Origin of the sequence: Blautia sp. AM47-4 (assembly GCF_003479865.1) — a bacterium.
Lineage (GTDB): Bacteria > Bacillota > Clostridia > Lachnospirales > Lachnospiraceae > Fusicatenibacter > Fusicatenibacter saccharivorans.
This window is the reverse complement of record NZ_QUHY01000011.1, coordinates 39,324-56,902: the sequence shown is the minus strand read 5'-3', so window position 1 is coordinate 56,902 and position 17,579 is coordinate 39,324. Positions and strand designations below refer to the sequence as shown.

Genomic DNA, 17,579 nt, shown 5'->3' with positions numbered 1-17,579 from the left:
TGCAGATTACGAAAATGATTTTTCGTTTTTCAGGCACACTCCAGAACCCCACAATTTTGCAATGTCTGCAGCACGGCGTTTACATCCTCCTGCACGTCCTCCGCCGGCACATCATAAGCTTCTCCAAGCCGTCTGGCAATCTCCTCCTCAGACGCGGCATCACCTGTCTGTTCATAAATAAAAGCCGCAGTTTCACTTAGGGTAAGTACCCGATTCATTTTTTCTGTCGTTGTCCCATAAGGAATCAGAATATATTCATCTGCGAGTTGCCTGAGTACAAACTCACCTTTTCTGGTCATCTTTCTCTCCATTCACTTACGTTTTTCTTCCCGATGTTGGGAAAGGCCATCATTCCAGAACATTTCAAAATGACTATACCCTACACTTGTCTGAGTGTTTGATACAGCTGTTTATGAAATGCTGTACTGACAGATTTATTATAGCCTCAACTTATTTCATTGTAAACTTTATTTTATTTTTTATCGTTATCTGTAATATTTTTTTATTTTATCGCTCAAATTTCGGCATTTTGTGGTATACTGAACCATATCTCTCTTTTCACAAAAAATCTTCAAAGGAGTCTCTCATGCAGCCGCTTGATACCGTTTATCTACAGATTCTGAAAAATTTATGCACCGATTCGTCTGAACCGATCCCACTCGATGGGGTGGATACCGCTGCTTTGTACCGTCTGGCAGAAAAACATTGTTCACTTCCTTTTCTTGTGCCTTATTTTGAACAGCAGCCATCGTTTTCCGGGATAAAACAGCAGACAAAACAGATGCTGCTCTCCTATTATCAGCTGGAACATTTCACACGCCTTACTTTTTCGCTCCTCCTTGCAGAGAAGATTCCCTGTTTCCTCTTAAAGGGTATGAGCCTCGCTGCCAATTATCCTGTTCCCGAATACCGAAAATTGGGAGATCTGGACCTTTATATTCCCGAAAAAGAGGCTTTTTCCCGTGCCTGTCGTATTCTCGAGACGAATGGATACACAGAGGAGCCGGAAGACAGTGATCATCATGTTACCTACCGCTTTACCTTTCCGGAAACCGGCCGTTCCTTTACCCTGGAACTCCATTACCGTATCGTTGGCATCTATCAGTTTGCCCGTGCCAACGAGCTGATAGATGAGATCTTCTCCCCGGATCATCTGAAGCCGTCTTTCGTGGAACTTTACGGTCAAACCTATCCTGTTCTTCCGCCCACGGAAAATGTATTTTATATGCTGCACCATATGCTCAAACACTATCTCTACAGTGGTTTCGGCAGCCGTCTGCTCTGCGATTTTACCTTGTATCTGAAGCAGTATGCATCTGAGATTGATTTTGAGAAAATCCACTCCTGGTGCCGGGAATCAAAAATTTTTCATCTTTATGAGCTGATTCTCGGATCCTGCCATCTTTATTTCGGTCTTTCCGCTTCGATTGACCCGCAGATCCGTTCTTCTGCCGCTGACTGTGCTGCCTTTCTGGAACAAATTCTCGCAGACGGCGACTTTGGCAGTGACACGGAGCGGAAAATCGTAAGCCGCGGCTCTTACCGGCACGCCGGTGTCCGTGCCTGGTTCCACGAAGGGCATGTTCAGATGAAGCTTCGATTTTCCAAGCTTCATAAATGTGTGTTACTCTGGCCGGTATTTTGGGGAATCACTTTTTTCTGTTTTCTCTCCAATACCTACCGCGTCCGCCATACAACACTGCGTCAGACATTAGCAGACTTCCGCGCCGATAACCAGAAAACCAAGCTGTTGAAAATTTTTGAAAATAACGATGTCCCGTAACTGGAAATCCAACAACATTTCCTGTAAAACTCCATAAGGATAGTCTGCACTTTTTGACTATCCGGTAGTATTTGTTTCAGAGTAAAAAAAGAGTAAGTGAACGTCTCCCCTTGTTCACTTACTCTTTTTTCTATACCGTCGATTCCATCTCATTTTTCATGACTTTGAACCGATCACAATCTATGGAAATGCATGCTCTCTCCGCCTATCCCCTTGCGAAGGTTCCACGCCTGTTTTTAATAAAAATGCTGATATCCGATCTGGATTCCGCTGCCGTAGCCGCTGTTAAAATACAGGCATCCGCCAACCGGGCTCTCGCCGGAAAGTGCTGCCTGTGCAGCTGCATAACAGTCACTTCTTGCTCCGCGGGAAAGCACGCTCTGGAAGGTTCCGGTCGCAACCGGTGTAAACTGTCCACCCTGATAAATAACGCCGGAAACACTGTTCGGGAAGGAACCGCTGTTGACACGGTTTACTACAACCGCTCCGACTGCCACCATTCCTGTGTAGCTCTCGCCGCCTGCCTCGCACTCGATCAGTGCTGCAAGCATTGCCACATCATTGCTGTCTGCGGAAATTACCGATGCACTGCCTGCTGTGGAGGCTGCTGCTGCGCTGCTTGCCGCACAGGCCTGTGATGCCTGGTATTCCTCCATGGAAACAGCACCTTTTAACTCCTCTGAAAGTGTCACATAGTCTCCATGAACGTATGCGCTGCTTCCGCTGTACTGGATCTGATACCAGTCAGCCTCTTCGCCGAATATGCTGACTTCACCATTCTGTGTCAGTGTTCCAACCTGCGCGGAATCTGTGGATGCTGCCTCACGGACACGAAGGCTGTCCGCCTGAACAACTCCGGTGATACCGCACATATTGCGGTAATGTGCTTTTGCCTCTTCCCCAAATACCAGATATTCATTCTTTATGTAGCCTTCTACACCATTGGAAGAGATCTTGCTCCACTCGTCTCCTTTTTCTGTTACAGTAACCGCATAGCCCGGCATCAGACTCCGACGATCTCGGAATCTGCGTTTGCCTCGCTGCGGATGTTGACATATCCTTCTACGTTTGCTGCAGCCATTGTGCTCCAGTCTGTTTTATTTAAAATGGTTTCTTCCTTTGTCTCTGCTTTTACGGGTGCAGCCATGATGACAGTCAGTGTGAGCACGCTCCCCAGGATGCCCGGCACATAACTTTTTTTGAATGTCATACTTACCTCCTGAACAATTATTACGTTTTTGTTACAACTTGTTACAAACCGATTCTACCAGTGTTACATCTTTTTGTCAACTAGAATATTTCGACAACATTCCTGTCTTTTCCCATCGTTTTTTTCATAGAACCCACAATTTTTCACCACTTTTCCGCTTTTTTGACGAATTGGATCGGTTTTTATTCCCACTTTTTCTTCTGCATGCGGCCTGCCTGGAATACTTTTCCGTGTCTTGTTTCCTTCTTTTTATTTTGCTTTTGTTTCACATTCTGCCCTTTCTGCCCTCTTTTTCCGCAAATATTTTTTAAGAAATTGTGACAGTTCTTTTTCTATTTTTCGACATGCATTACAAACCTTTTCCACTTTTGACGCATTTTCAAATTTTCTTTTAACTTTTTATTTTTACATGATATTTCTTTCTACATATGGTATAATCTTTAAAAAGAAAGAAAATTTATATTTTATCAATTATTTTTCTTTCAATTTATACGTGAAACTTACCGCAGGAAAATAAAACAGACCGACATTAGAAACCGATCAGGTGAAAGGAGGATGTCATATGTTACACAGCACACAGACAACGAAAAAACACACAGGAAATTTGATTCTGAGATTCGGAATGGCAGGCCTCCTGGCGGCCGGATTATTTTTTTCCGCTCCGTATTCGGCAGCAGCCGAGACAGTTCCAAGTGCAGAAAATACAGACGCCGGTGAAATTACCATTCACTTCACCCATTACGATGCACAGGACCTGGAATTCTATCTGAACACCGATCAGGCGGCCCTTGCTTTTACCGATGCTGCCCTGACATTTCAGGATTCCACAATGGATGCGCCGGTCACCATGTCATATCTTTCCGATGATGGTTCCTATGTCCTGTATCAGAACAGCGAACCGGTCGAGGAAGTAAACGGAACGTTCTCCGTATCGATGGTTACGGAACCTGGCTACACACTGGATATGGATCAGATTTCCTTCTATGTTAATGGACAGGCCGTTTCCAATGGCGGTTCCGTTGTGATTACGGATTCTTCGGCGGCGATGACTTCTCTTGTTTACTGTACCGCAATCCCGGAAACACCGGCAACTGACCCGGAGCCATCTCTTCCAGAAGAGCCATCTGCACCGGAAGTTCCGGAAGAACCGGCCGCTCCAGAACCATCCGTTCCGGAACAGCCATCCGCACCGGCAGAAACCCCAACCGTGGTACAGCCATCTGCTTCGGAACAGCCGGCACAGGAAAATATTCTTCCGGAAACCGCAGCTCCTGCATCCAAAACCGCACCGGAACAGGTTCCTGCATCCGAACCGATCGCAGCAGAACCGATTGCCAGCGCAGTTGTTACAGAAGACGAAGAAGTTGATCTTTCCACCATCACCCGGAAGTTACCGCATCCGCTGTTACTTCTTCCAGCCAGCTTCCAGCCGCAACGCAGATTGTACCATCTGTCAGAACAACAGACCCGGATGCACAGATTATTACTTCGGAAACTGCAGCTCTTGAAAATGCCGCACAGACCGAGAATACACAGACTGCACACACAGGAATCGGCTCCTGGTTCCATCAGCGAACAAATCAGATCCTCGCAGTCATGATCGCTGTGATCCTGCTTCTGATCCTGATCGAATCACTTCTGGCACTAAAGGATTCCATGAATCAGAAAAGATCGCATCGCTTCTATTAAAAATAAGGTCCATAATAAAAAATAAGCATACAAAAAGAAGGAACGTATCTCATGAAACATGGGATACGTTCCTTCTCTTATATTATTTTTTATCCTCTTTTTTTCGCAGCCGCTTTCTGAATCTCACAGAAATCGTGCAGCGCCTGACGGCCGATTTTTACAATTTTACGGATGTTGATGGAATTTGTTCCTCCCTGACGCGGCTTGAAGCTGATCGGGATGAAACGGATTTTCCGGTGAAAATACGCTCCGAAGGCAGTCAGCAGTGCGTTCGGCAGATTGTAGTTTTCCGGCATCAGCGGCAGATACTCGGCCACGTAGTCTGTTTTCATCAGACGGAACGGGGCATTTGCATCCGGCACGGATACGTGGAAATAGGTCCAGAGCACCGCGCACAGCACTTTTTCCACGACAGCGCGGGAAAAGCCGTCGCCGCGGCTTGTGCGGTTTCCGAAAATGGCGTCGTAGCCTCGCGGATCTGCCAGAACTTTTCGAACTCCTCCGGATCGGTCTGACCGTCGGAATCGGTCTGGAAGATATAGTCCGCACCGTTTTCAAGTGCATAGCGGTAGCCGTACAGAACGGTGGAACCGTGGCCGCCGTTTGGCTTCGTCAGCACGGTGAGCAACGGGTGGGTTTCGCACTCTGCTGAAGCAATTTCATACGTATCGTCGCGGCTTCCGTCGTTGATGATCACAAGACGGGACGCACCGCCGCCGTTATGCTTCTCCACGACGGGACACCATTCCTCGATCGTTCTTTTGATATTTTCCGACTCATTATAGGCTGGTATTACAATATATAAGGTATCCATTGGTATTCTCCTTGCATTTCCTTCCATCCATTATACAGGATTTCTTTTCATTGCGAAAGATGCACTCATGGAGAAAATTTCCCAGTACCGTTCGTTTGTTATTCTTCCCACAGTTTCTGCGGATAACGGCCCTCGTCTTTTAATTTCTGCAGTGCTGCCATGACATTTTCTTTGTCTTCTTTGTACGTTACGCCGTACCAGTTATCATAGGAGCGGAGTACGGTGACTTCCGCTTTTTTCTCCTGCAGCAGTTCATCGACAACGAACGGCAGGAAGTATTCGCCTTTTAACGGGTTGGTTTTGTATACATTCTCGAGGAACGGCAGGAAGCGGCGTTTCAGCTCGATCAGAATGCTCGGTGTGAAGCCCCAGAGGTTCATGGAAACGATGGTTCCCTGCGGCAGTCCGGTCCAGGTTGCGCCGTCATCCTCGGTGTATTCGGCCTGTCCGCCGTGGTTTTCGATTCTTGTGCGCTCATGAATGCCGACAAGGTGGTTCTGGTCGTCTGCGGTGCAGATGCCGCGGGCTACGTGGCCATTGTCGGTCAGGGTTTTGTACAGGTCGTAGGCAACCATCGCGTACTGATAGGTCGCGCCGTCCTGCTCGGTTGTCAGCTGACGGTAGATCTCCTCGAATGCCGTTCTTCCATAATAATCATCGGAATTGATGACTGCGAACGGTGCGCCGTCGATGGCTTCTGCCGCACAGAGAATCGCATGACCGGTTCCCCACGGTTTGACGCGGCCTTCCGGCACTTCGTAGCCTTTCGGGAGAACGTCGAGTTCCTGGTAAACATACTCTACATCCATGTATTTCTCAATTCGCTTGCCGATGCCCTCGCGGAATGCCTCGTCGATGGCTTTTTTGATGATAAAGATGACTTTCTCAAAACCTGCCTGTTTTGCATCATAAATGGAAAAGTCGATAATCATATTTCCGTACGGGTCAACTGGATCAATCTGTTTTAATCCGCCGTAACGGCTTCCCATTCCTGCTGCCATGATGACTAATACTGGTTTTTGCTCATGATGTTCTCTCCTTTTTATTCTCCAAAATAAACTTTTAATCTCTCCGCAAAGTCTGCCGGGATTTCTCTTTCAAATGGAAATGGTTCTGCATCCGCCAGATACTCGGCGATTTCGCCCAGGACACCGGCGCTCCGGTTCAGTGACCAGGCGGAGATCCAGTCGATCGTATCGTGGCAGGTATGCATGCCGAAACCATCGCGGTTCAGCGTCATCGCCGGGATGCCCTTCCATGCGAAGGTGTTGGAATCGCTGCTCCAGATGTTGTTGATGAGCGATACGCCTTTGTCCGCCTGTTTTAAGTGCTCCATGATCGCGTCGCATGCCTCTTTCGTTGCTGCCACGCCAAGCACGGTTCCGCCGATGGCCTGTCCGGCGAGGTCGACGTTCATGTTGAAGCGGTGCTGCGCCAGCTCGGCTTCATGCGCTTTCACATACGCCCGGCTTCCGCAGAGACCCAGCTCCTCCGCGCCGAACCAGATGCATTCCAGTGTCCGTTTCGGGCGGTTTTCGGCGAAGTAGTGTGCCAGCTCCATGATGATCGCTGCGCCCGCCATGTTGTCGTATGCACCAGGTCCCTGCGGAACGGAATCGTAATGAGCCGTCAGCGTCAGGATTTCCTCTGGCTGCTCGGTTCCCGGGATGCGCAGGATGATATTTTTCGACGTTCTCCTGATTTTTTTCTGCTGTAAAACGAGGCGTGCACGGCTCGTTCCCCGTTCTACCAGTTCCATCGCATCAAGATAATGAATGACGGCGCACGGCAGTTTCGGATTTTTTACGCCGCGCAGGGTGCGGTAGTCCGGCAGACGGTCCTCATCTTTGTCCAGTGGCGTTCCGGTCAGGATCAGAAATCCGACGGCTCCTGCTTTTTCCAGTTTTTCATAGTTTTCTGCATTGGCACCGCCGTTGATCAGGACGATTTTCCCCTCTGCATGGGAAAGGCTGACCGGGTCGCCGTTTTCTACGTAGAGGAATGGTGCCTCCACGCCTTCCGGAGCGGTATTGGCTGCCGCGAAGCAGCCGCGGACGGTGTATGTTTTCTCATATGGCTCTGTGACCGTAAAGACAGCTTCGTCAACCTGCCATGTCTCAATCTCGAACGGCTCGCGGCGGATCTGCAATTCGCCCTGCCCCCATTTTTCTGCGATTTCAGAAAGTTCTTTTTCGATCCGGCAGGCTGCTTTTTCTTCGCCTTCCGTTCCGGCTTCGCGGATGTAGTTAAACTGGCTGACGAACGCATACTGCCGCTGGCCGCTGATGGTATTTGCTTTCATAATAATGTTATGTCCTTTTCTTTTCTTTTTTTATTTTCTTAAAGTTCTTCCAGTACCACTCTCGCGCTGCGTACGGCTTTGACGTCCGTGCGGTAGAGGGTGTATTCGCTTAAGGATGGAAGTCCCATGTTCACATTTTCTTTCCGGTACTGCATCGGGCTCGCCAGTTCGATTTTTCCGGACATATGGTAGGCGGTCACGCCGGTTTTCGGATACAGCTCGCGGATCGCATCCGCGCAGATACCGCCGCCCGCCTGAATACGGATGCGTCCCGCCGCCTGGCGCTGCAGTTCGGCGAGAAGCTCTGCTCCTTTTACCGCACTGTTCTGCTGACCGGAGGTAAGAATGGTGTTCATACCAAGCGATACCGCCTGCTCAAGCGCTTCTTTGGGATCGCGGCAGACATCAAACGCGCGGTGCAGCGTCACGGACATGCCGTCGGCTGCCTCCATCAGCTGTTCCATTGCCGCCATATTCATCGTTCCATCCTCTTTCAGCACACCGACCACAACGCCCTCTGCACCAAGTTCGCGGTACATCGCGACTTCCTCGCGGATTTCTTCTAATTCATATGGGGTGTAGCAGAAATCCCCGAACCGCGGGCGGATCAATGCATGAATCGGAATGGTTGTCTGTCTGCGGATCACCTCAAACAGCTTCGAACCCGGCGTTGTTCCGCCGATCACCAGATTCTGACACAGCTCCAGCCGGCTTGCCCCGCCTTTTGCCGCCGCAAGCGCCGACTCCGCCGAGTCCACACAGACTTCCAGGATATAATCGTTCATAAAATTCCCTCTGTTTTCGTAATTTTCTTTCTCTATCATACCCTATTTGAGGCAATTAGGAAAGAGCTTCTTTGGTTCACTTTCGTTCACTTCTGCTTCTGATGCAGATATTTTTCTCTCGTTGCCATGCCGCCGCGAATGTGGCGTTCAGACTTGTTCACATCCAGAATTTTCCTTGCCTCTGCCGCCAGACCCGGATTCACTTGTACCAGACGTGATGTCAGATCCTTATGCACGGTACTTTTGCTCACTCCGAATTTTTTCGCCGTCTGCCGTACGGTCGCTTTCGTCTCAATCATGTAAATTGCTGTCTCCACAGCACGCTCTTCGATATAGTCCCTCACAAAAAGCCTCCGAAGACGCTGTTTTTACAGTGTATTCGGAGGCTTTGATGGGTATGTCTTCTATTTTATTATTTGTAATATACCCATACCGCTTTTGTCTGTTCCAGCACCTGATCGATATCCCAGGTTTTTTCGGAATTTTTTCTGCTGTTTGGGTCGTTGATTTTCAGTCTGCCATTCTGCAATCCGGTAAGAACGATAAAATGACCGTTGCTGGTAAACTCCCCGGGTCCATCAGGGCAATGATGGGGTTTCCGGCCTGCAGGTTGTTTTCCACCCGTTCCCGTTCCACAGGGATTCTTTGCTGGAAAGGCCGATCTGCCGGGCTCCTTCCAGCATCAGAGACCAGGCGGTTCCGCTGCCGTCTACGGCATAGCCGTTCTGTGAGGCAAAATCGGCGACCCAGCGCGGATTTTTTGTGATATCGCCGGTCATGAAAATGGCAACCATGGAAAGTGCTGTCGGTCCGCAGCCACTTAATCCCATCACTTCACCGGCATATCGGTGATAGCCCCATCTCTGATCCCACTGCAAGAGAAGCGGAACCTCCGATGCGGATGACAGGTCGCTCAGGTCAATCTCCGGCTCCTCCTCTTTTTTCAACGGATATTCTTCGACGAACGTCTCCGTCTCATTGTTTCTCTCGTAAAGCGACAACAGCTCCTCCGGGTACTGATCCATTGAAATGCCGTTTGCTTTCGCATACCGTTGGATCGGATTCTGTCGGAAGCGCCGCACACCGCCCAAAAACAGAAGACAGCCGAACAGCAATAGCAGCCCGCGGATCCGCCATACCTTTCTTTTTCGTCTCCGTGCTCTTTCTCTTCTTCGCATCATCTTTTTTCGTTCTGCCGTCTCTTGCCATGTCAGTGTATTGCTTTCACGGATCATGAAAAATCCCCCTCCCGATCTTATTGTGTACTCCCAAAATCTTTCCATTTCTGATTTTGTGAGATGCTTGAGAGTACATTCTTCTCTTTCATCATAACAAATTTCCGATTTTTCTTTTTGTATATTTTCCGAAGAAAAACTGCTTTTTTTCCGTCTGCTTTCTTAAGATTTTTTGTATCTGTGCAAAGCCATGCGAAACGGAAGAAAAACCGCAAGCAGGAAAAAGATGGCAAATTCCGGAAATATCGTTGAGAAAAAATGTCAAAAATGGTAGAATAAGGAAAACACAAACTTTAAGCGGAGGATAAAACAAATGAAAAAACTGAAAGTTAAAAAAGGCAGTACCTGTATGGCTTGTCTTGCCTGTGTGGGAGCATGTTCTGAGGCATTTTATAAGGTATTTGATCCGGACAAGGCATGTCTGCAGATCGTAGAGAAAAAGGCTGTTCGCCCGATCGCCTGTCCGCAGTGCGGTAAATGTGCCGAGGCCTGTCCGGAAGGCGCCATCACCCAGAACCCGAAGGGCGTTTACATGATCAACAAGAAAAAATGTACGGGATGCGGAGCCTGTGCGAAGGCCTGTCCATTTGGCCTGATCGTAAAAACCGAGGGAAATCCGGCTTCCAAATGTATCGCCTGCGGTATCTGCGCGAAAGCCTGCCCGATGGATGTACTGGAAGTTGTGGACGAATAATGATCCGAACTCTTAGATACCGCCAGGATCTCATGTAAGCACAGATCCTGACTCATTGCTCACATAAACATAAAAATGCACTGTGGAACGTCGTCGGACAATTCCACAGTGCATTTTTCTGTTAAACGAAAAACAATTGATTCCCGCTCGCCGCCTGGCAGAATGATCGATGCCCGTTTCCGCAGACAGCATTCCGACAAAAAGGGACAAAATTTACAATTTTACTCCCGCGCCAGCAGAACCATCGATTTTGCCGGAAGCATCATGCTTTCTTTCATCTCTGCTCCATCCTCTGCACAGCGTTTTCCATCGCAGAGCAGTTTCCAGTTTCCTTCCGGGAGTTTCTGCAAAGCTTCTTTTTCCCATGGATTGTAGAAGACGCAGACTGCGCGGCCATTCGGGTATTCCAGTTCGTAACCTGCGATCTGGTTTTCACGGAAAAATGTCTTTTTACAGTCCGGCTCGCACGTTCCGTATGCCTGAAATTTTCGGCGCAGAGCGAGAAGACCACGGTAATAGTCCACCAGCTCTTCCTGCTCTAAGGCGCGTGTCCAGTCAATTTTGTTGAGCTGCCACGACGATTTGAAGCTGTTTCCTTCGCCATGCTTCGTGCGCGCAAATTCCTCACCCGCCTGGAAAAACGGCATTCCCTTGCAGGTCATCACAATGCCCGCCGCCAGACGGTTCATCGAAAGCGTCCGCTCATCCATCTTGTCAAAATCCGGCTCCGCATCCTCCTTCCGCTTCGGATCGGACAGTTTTAATTTATCCCACAGTGTATAATTATCATGTGCCGACACATACGGAATCAGCTGGCTCGCATTGCGCGGCTCGTAGGCTCCTTTTCCGTCCATCCAGCCATCTGTCGCAGAAAGTATTCCTGCGGAAAGACGCTCTTTTCCATTGACATAGCCTCCCTCTGCGGCAATAAAAACGCTTCCCTTGATCGAATCTCTCGTATCGTCGCAGAACATGGAAATGCCATCCATCAGCCTTCCGATATTCTGTTTATCCGACGGAAAATATCCCTCCTGCATTGCGCTTGCCGCTGCTTTCCACGGTTCACCGTAAACCAGAATCTCCTCGCCGCGCGGCATCCGGTTCAGAGCTGTGCGGATCGCATTCATGGTCTCCGTGTCATGCAGTGCCATCAGATCGAAGCGGAAACCGTCGATATGATATTCCTTCGCCCAGTAACAAACCGAGTGAACCATAAAGCGGCGGAACATCTCCCTTTCACTTGCCGTCTCGTTTCCACAGTCGGAGCCATTGGAAATCGTGCCATCCTCCCATTCACGGTAATAATAATAAGGAACTGTTTTCTGAAGCGGCGAATCGAGATTGTACGTATGATTGTATACCACATCCATAATCACACCGATGCCGGCCTTATGCAGCGCCTGAACCATTTCCTTCATTTCCCGGATACGTACCTCCCCGTGGAACGGATCGGTTGCATAGGATCCCTCCGGCACATTGTACTGCACCGGGTCATATCCCCAGTTGAACGCTTCCGCATCATCTTCCGGCACACTGCCAAAATCGAAAACAGGAAGCAGATGCACATGAGAAATGCCAAGCGATTTCAGGTAATCGAACCCCGTCGCATGAATCCCGTCGCCGTTCAGCGTCGTGCCTTCTTCCGTAAACGCCAGAAACTTTCCACGGTGTTTATCCGAAATACCGGAATGCGGATCACTCGAAAAATCTTTCACATGAAGCTCATACACACAACGATCCTCCGGCCGGATTTCCGGTCTTTCATCCTGCTCCCAGCCTGCCGGGTCCGTCTCTGCAAGATTCACCACCATGCTCCGCTCCGAATCAATACCGGAAGCCACGCCGTACGGATCTGTCGTATCAAAGACACCATCCGAGTGCAGGATATGATACGTATAATACGTTCCATACCAGGCTCCCTGCATTGCACAGCTCCAGACACCCTTTTCGCCGCGCGTCATCGCAATCGAGGCTATTTTTCGGTCCCCGCGCTCACGGCTGCTGCCGCGGGAAAACAGCTCCAGCGAAACCTCCATCGCTGTCGGCGCCCAGAGCTTCCACTCTGTCACAAACTGCTCATCCTTTTTCGGCATCTGCCAGTTTTCATCACATTCCCTGCTCTTTCTCACCGAGACACCGAGGTCATCTCCTTCGTACGTAAAGTTTTCCACAAATTCTTCCGATTCAAAAAAGCTTTTCCACTCCGCCGGCGTTCTTTTCACCACCGCATTCATCTTCTTTCCCTCCATTTCTTTGTAAACCCGCAGAATCTCTCCGACACTCCACGCCTGCGCATAGCAGCCCTTCGACATCACCGGCGCCGCACCATCATAAATCTCCGCCAGATGAAACAGACATCCTTCCTGCATCCAGCTCGCAAGACGGTCCAGTCCGCGGCGCACTTCCTGTTTTCCCTCCTTCGGGAAATAGTTCAGCACCGCACGGAAATACGCCCCAAGCGGAAATCCCCAGACTGTCCCCTGATGATATGCCCTGTCACGCTCCGGCTGGCTTCCGCCGATCCATGGATGAAACGCCGGATCCTCCATTTCCAATGACCGCAGTCCTGCTGTCGTATACAGCTTTTCTTTGACCGCCTGTAAGATCCGCTGCCCCTGCTTCTGACTCACCATCTGAAACGGAAGCGCCAGCACAAAGACCTGATTGCATCGGAACTGCTTCTCTTCATACGTGCCGTTCAGCACATCCTTCAGATATCCTTCCTCTTCCATCCAGAACTTTTCGAGAAAACTCTTCTTCACCTGCTCCGCAAGCTTCCCATACACCGATCCATCCTTTCCGACAAACGGTGCCAGCTCTTCCAGAATCCTCAGACCATTATACCAGTATGCATTAATCTCCACTGGCTTTCCGTGACGCGGTGTCGGCAGCTCCTTGTCAATCCGCACATCCATCCACGTCACCTGCTCCAGGCCGCCCCCGGCCATAATCAGCCCGTCACTGTCCATTTTAATATGGAAATCCGTTCCCTTCTGATACCAGAACACAATATCTTCCATCACCGGAAACGCCTCGCGTACAAACTCCACATCTCCTGTCTCAAGGTAATACTCATACACCACATCCAGAAACAAAAGTGCCGCATCCACCGTATTATACATCGGAAGCGCATCCCCCTCCGGAAACAGGTTCGGCATCAGTCCTTCTTTTGTATATGCCATAAAAGTCCGAAGAATGCTCTTACACGCCTCATACTCCCCAAGTGCCAGCGTGCATCCCGGAAGCGAAATCATCGTATCCCGCCCCCAGTCCGCAAAATAAGGAAAACCAGCCATAATACTCTTCCCACCTGTCGATGCACGTTCCGTAATATACTGACTCGCACTCACCGCCAGCCGCTTTCCCACCGGATCAGAAATCCCGGACTTTTCCGCAATCATCTCCTGCCGCTTCTCTTCCTCTTCTATCCACAGCGCAATCCTTTCCTCATCCCACTTATCCACATCATCCGCGAGACTATACACAACAAAAAAGACCTGCTCCCTGCCGTCTCCCGTCATCTCAAACCGAATCCGATGATTCACGACAGCACTTCCGATGCCATCTCTTCCATCCCGCGCATCCTGCTCAAAAAACAAATCCCTCCAGATCCTCTCCTTCTCCATCTGAAGCTCCCCATTTGTCCCATAAGAAAGAATCACACCATTGCTCGCAATACACTTCCGGTCCACCGCAAAATCCTGCCCCTCCTGCAGCTGCTCCCCCTTCGCCGCAAACCGCATCACCGGCCGAACCGAAAAACTCCCCTTCTTCCCACTTCTCACCCGATACCGGACAAGAACCGTATTCTCCCCCTGAACCATCCCAATCGTCTTCTCAATCTCAACCCCCTTCACCCGGTAAAACCATACCGGCAGACTCCCCATCTCAAACCCTTCCAGAAACCGAAACCCCTCCACATTCTGCGTCCGATTCACAAACTCCTGTGAAAACAGCTCCGTCTCCTCACCATCCACCTCCAACGTCTCCCAGACATTCGAAATCAGATGCTCCCGCACCGTAGGCGCCTTCAATGCTCCCATTAACAGCGCCTGATCATTCCTCGCCGCATTCCCCATCACCGTCAGCGAACAATAACCTCCCAGTCCGTTTGTCAGCAAAAAACACTTCTTTTCTCCACTCCGGAAATCCATCCACTCCGAAGCATTCAGTCGAATCCTATCCATACCCAAAAACCTCCAAATTTCACACAATATCTTCCCGAAACTTTTCTGTTCTCATAAAATCAAGCACAAAAAACTCCGAAAATATTTTTTTCATTCTATCTCCAAACTTTGCACCAGTCAACAAACTCACGCCGATTCGCCCTCCAGGCGAATCCAGCCCCTCTCCCCGTCCTCCAACACACTCTCCCCTTCCACACACAACAATCTCACGCCGATCTGCCTCCGGGCAGATCCAGACCACTCCTCCCGTCCTCCAACCCCAGGATCTGGCTCCGGCGTCGTGGCACCTGCCGCGCAGACAGGCGCATTGGCATCGGCGGCATGCGGATGATGCACGCGTGGGAGGCAGTGGAGTGAGGATGACGGACGGCCATCCAGGCCGGAAGTCAAGAGGCTCTGAGACGGGAAATCATCAGATTTCCTGTCGAATAGCCTCGGTTCCTCAATCCACCGCCTCCCACACGTCATCATCCGCCCGCCGATGCCACCGCGCCCGTCTGTGCGGCAGGTGCCACGGCGCCGGAGCCAGATCCGTCCCTCCCCCCCCCCACACACAAATAGAGCAGCCGACCCCTCATCGGCTGCTCCACAACTCATCCTTTGACGGCTCCTGAAAGCCCATCTGTATAATATCTCTGCATTACAACAAACAAAATCGCAATCGGCACCGAAATGCAAACCGCTCCCGCCGCAAAGCAAGTATACCAGCTGTCGATATACTCCTTCTCCAGCATCTTCCACAGACCCAGTGCAACCGTATAATACTTTGCATTCGCTCTGCAGATAACCTTTGCGAAAATAAAGTCCAGCCACGGTCCCAGAAATGCACTCAAAGTCGTGTACACAATAATCGGCTTACTCAGTGGAATTGTCACCTTCGTAAATACCTGGAATCTCGTTGCTCCATCCAGATAAGCCGCCTCATCCAGTGCCTTCGGAACCGTATCAAAAAATCCCTTTGCAAGCAGGAATCCCGCTCCGGAACCGCCCGAGTACACCAGAATCAATGCCACACGGATCATCGATCCCTCCGAAAGACCAACTGCCTTTAAGATATAGTAGACAGCAACCATCGACATAAATGCCGGGAACAGACCTAAGATCATCGCAATGTTCATGTAAGTCTTACGGATTTTAAAACGCATTCTCGACATACAGTAAGAAACCGAAAGCACGAATATCGTAGAGATCAGACAGCTGAACACAGCAATGATAAACGTATTCTTAAACATCTGCGGGAAGTCTAAAACCTGCGTATCCGTAAACAGACGCACATAGTTATGAAGCGTATATCCCTTTGGGAAAAAGCTGGTAACATAAGATCCCTTCTGTGTACTGAAGCTTAAGAGTGCAATCCACAGAACCGGAATCACCCACACAATCGCAAGCAGTGCCAGAACCACATGTACAATCACATCGGAAATCATTCCACGCGCTTTCATGGAGTGTGTTTTTTTCTCTTTGTTATTCATTATTGGAATCCCTCCTCGTTCTTGTAAGAACCAGTATTCCGGTACGTAATCAGTGAAACCACAGCCAGAATGACAAAGGTAAGAATACCGACAACCGCACCAACGTTAAAGTACTGTAAGTCAACCGTCAGCTTGTACAGCCAGGTAACCAGAAGGTCCGTCTTTCCGGCGGTTGCTCCGACCGGAACCGGTGCTCCTGCAGTCAGCAGATAAATAACGTTGAAGTTGTTGATATTACCCGTAAACGTCGTAATCAGATACGGAGTCGTGACAAACAGCATATACGGCAGCGTAATCTTAAAGAAAATTGTCACAGGACCTGCGCCATCAACACGGGCTGCCTCGTAAAGCTCACCCGGAATGTTCTGTAAGATACCGGTAACCTGCATCATGGTAAACGGAATACCAACCCAGAGGTTGATGATAACAACCGTTGCTCTCGCCCAGGTCGCATTTGTCAGGAACGGAAGCGGACTGCTGATCAGACCGGCCTGAACCAAGAGGTTGTTGATCAGGCCGTTGTCCTTTAACATCGTACGCATCAGAAGAAGAGAAACGAACTGCGGAATTGCAGCGGAAAGCATAAAACAGAATCTCCAGAATCCCTTGATGCGGGTTGTTTTACGATTGATGACAATCGCAAGAATCATACCAAGAATATAGTTCAGGAAGGTAGCGAGCACAGCCCAGATCAGGGTCCATCCAAGAACAGACCAGAATGTCTTGCCGATCGAGTTGCCCATGCCAAGAACCGTACTGAAATTTTTCAGTCCAACCCAGTGGAAAATCGTCAGATGGTCGCCGACTTTACTGTAGCTGGTGAAAGCCATACAGATCATAAAGACCAGTGGAAGGATTGTGAAAATCACAATACCGAGAATCGGAAGTGTCAGCAGGGTCCAGTGCAGTCTTTTGTCAACGAGTGCTTCCAGATCCTCTTTGATGGTGTTGATATGTTTCCCTTCCTTTGCGCGACACTCTACCTCATAAGCACTCTTCATATTGACACGCCAGATCATAAAGAAGAGAACCGTAATAAAAATCGTTGCTACTCCGTAGAGCAGGAACAGAATTGTCATATCGCCGCCGGTATATTCATAAATACCCTTGGCCTCGTTCCACACCTCTTCCTGCGCACGGCCGCCCAGGGTGATGAGATGATAGAGATTGTTGATACCGCCTTCGATCATAAACAGGAGATACGCAATTTCTACTGCCAGAAATAAAATACCCTTTACGATCTGTTTGTGAGCCAGATTTCCCAGTCCCAGAAAAATAACGCGCTCTTCCGATGTATCCGTGTCCGGGAAAGACAGGATCTGACTGTTTTTCTGCTCATCTTCCCACCTTGTCGTCTTTCCCTCAAGAATCTGATTCTCTCCCACCAGCAAATCTTCAAGTAAATCCC

Annotated in this window: 16 protein-coding genes; 3 read left to right on the top strand and 13 right to left on the bottom strand. The window is 49.5% G+C overall.

Annotation, left to right across the window (positions count from 1 at the left end):
- Positions 1-29: 29 nt before the first annotated feature.
- Positions 30-299 carry a PqqD family protein gene (locus DW965_RS09230; protein ID WP_158555018.1) on the bottom strand — a complete coding sequence of 90 codons (270 nt, stop codon included), beginning with the start codon at positions 297-299 and terminating at the stop codon, positions 30-32.
- A 287-nt stretch (positions 300-586) separates the two neighbouring features.
- On the opposite strand from DW965_RS09230, the gene DW965_RS09225 reads away from it, so the two are divergent.
- Complete coding sequence (locus DW965_RS09225; protein ID WP_158582829.1) at positions 587-1,783, top strand: nucleotidyltransferase domain-containing protein; 1,197 nt, start codon at positions 587-589, stop codon at positions 1,781-1,783.
- A 236-nt stretch (positions 1,784-2,019) separates the two neighbouring features.
- On the opposite strand, the gene DW965_RS09220 is transcribed toward DW965_RS09225, so the two are convergent.
- A complete protein-coding gene (locus tag DW965_RS09220; protein WP_119198314.1) occupies positions 2,020-2,787 on the bottom strand; it encodes a cell wall hydrolase in 768 nt (255 codons plus the stop codon).
- Positions 2,787-2,993: a hypothetical protein gene (locus tag DW965_RS09215; RefSeq protein WP_117813392.1), complete on the bottom strand. Its 207-nt coding sequence runs from the start codon at positions 2,991-2,993 to the stop codon at positions 2,787-2,789. Before DW965_RS09215 ends, DW965_RS09220 begins: the two co-directional genes overlap by 1 nt.
- A gap of 562 nt (positions 2,994-3,555) precedes the next feature.
- Here DW965_RS09215 and DW965_RS09210 point away from each other — a divergent pair.
- Complete coding sequence (locus DW965_RS09210; RefSeq protein ID WP_117813394.1) at positions 3,556-4,593, top strand: hypothetical protein; 1,038 nt, start codon at positions 3,556-3,558, stop codon at positions 4,591-4,593.
- A gap of 178 nt (positions 4,594-4,771) precedes the next feature.
- Here DW965_RS09210 and DW965_RS21205 read toward each other — a convergent pair whose 3' ends face one another.
- The 7 genes from DW965_RS21205 to DW965_RS09175 all read right to left on the bottom strand — a co-directional run bounded on the left by DW965_RS21205 (position 4,772) and on the right by DW965_RS09175 (position 9,818).
- On the bottom strand, positions 4,772-5,071 hold the full coding sequence (locus DW965_RS21205) for a hypothetical protein (RefSeq protein WP_330415140.1): 300 nt from the start codon (positions 5,069-5,071) through the stop codon (positions 4,772-4,774).
- Positions 5,014-5,496 carry a glycosyltransferase family 2 protein gene (locus DW965_RS09205; RefSeq protein WP_330415141.1) on the bottom strand — a complete coding sequence of 161 codons (483 nt, stop codon included), beginning with the start codon at positions 5,494-5,496 and terminating at the stop codon, positions 5,014-5,016. Before DW965_RS09205 ends, DW965_RS21205 begins: the two co-directional genes overlap by 58 nt.
- 98 nt (positions 5,497-5,594) lie before the next feature.
- Positions 5,595-6,497, bottom strand: coding sequence for a nucleotidyltransferase family protein (locus DW965_RS09200; RefSeq protein ID WP_119198313.1), 903 nt, complete (start codon positions 6,495-6,497; stop codon positions 5,595-5,597).
- Between the two features lie 41 nt (positions 6,498-6,538).
- Positions 6,539-7,798 (bottom strand): M20/M25/M40 family metallo-hydrolase, encoded by a 1,260-nt coding sequence (locus DW965_RS09195; protein ID WP_119198312.1) that lies wholly within the window; start codon positions 7,796-7,798, stop codon positions 6,539-6,541.
- Positions 7,799-7,836: 38 nt separating this feature from the next.
- Positions 7,837-8,583 carry a copper homeostasis protein CutC gene (locus DW965_RS09190; RefSeq protein WP_117813453.1) on the bottom strand — a complete coding sequence of 249 codons (747 nt, stop codon included), beginning with the start codon at positions 8,581-8,583 and terminating at the stop codon, positions 7,837-7,839.
- A gap of 86 nt (positions 8,584-8,669) precedes the next feature.
- Positions 8,670-8,927: a sporulation transcriptional regulator SpoIIID gene (gene spoIIID / locus DW965_RS09185; protein ID WP_055220903.1), complete on the bottom strand. Its 258-nt coding sequence runs from the start codon at positions 8,925-8,927 to the stop codon at positions 8,670-8,672.
- 234 nt (positions 8,928-9,161) lie between these two features.
- The gene (locus DW965_RS09175; RefSeq protein WP_119198310.1) at positions 9,162-9,818 is read right to left on the bottom strand and encodes a hypothetical protein; all 657 of its coding nucleotides are present in this window, start codon (positions 9,816-9,818) and stop codon (positions 9,162-9,164) included.
- A 313-nt stretch (positions 9,819-10,131) separates the two neighbouring features.
- Here DW965_RS09175 and DW965_RS09165 point away from each other — a divergent pair, with 313 nt between their 5' ends.
- Entirely contained in the window at positions 10,132-10,512 is a 381-nt protein-coding gene (locus DW965_RS09165) for a 4Fe-4S binding protein (RefSeq protein ID WP_022463049.1), read from the top strand.
- Positions 10,513-10,733: 221 nt separating this feature from the next.
- Here DW965_RS09165 and pulA read toward each other — a convergent pair whose 3' ends face one another.
- From pulA to DW965_RS09145, 3 genes are all read right to left on the bottom strand, one after another.
- Entirely contained in the window at positions 10,734-14,699 is a 3,966-nt protein-coding gene (gene pulA / locus DW965_RS19125; RefSeq protein ID WP_158582827.1) for a type I pullulanase, read from the bottom strand.
- A 593-nt stretch (positions 14,700-15,292) separates the two neighbouring features.
- Positions 15,293-16,171: a sugar ABC transporter permease gene (locus DW965_RS09150; protein WP_227094136.1), complete on the bottom strand. Its 879-nt coding sequence runs from the start codon at positions 16,169-16,171 to the stop codon at positions 15,293-15,295.
- On the bottom strand, positions 16,171-17,490 hold the full coding sequence (locus tag DW965_RS09145) for a carbohydrate ABC transporter permease (RefSeq protein WP_243036551.1): 1,320 nt from the start codon (positions 17,488-17,490) through the stop codon (positions 16,171-16,173). The genes DW965_RS09150 and DW965_RS09145 overlap by 1 nt, the downstream gene beginning before the upstream one ends.
- Positions 17,491-17,579: the final 89 nt, after the last annotated feature.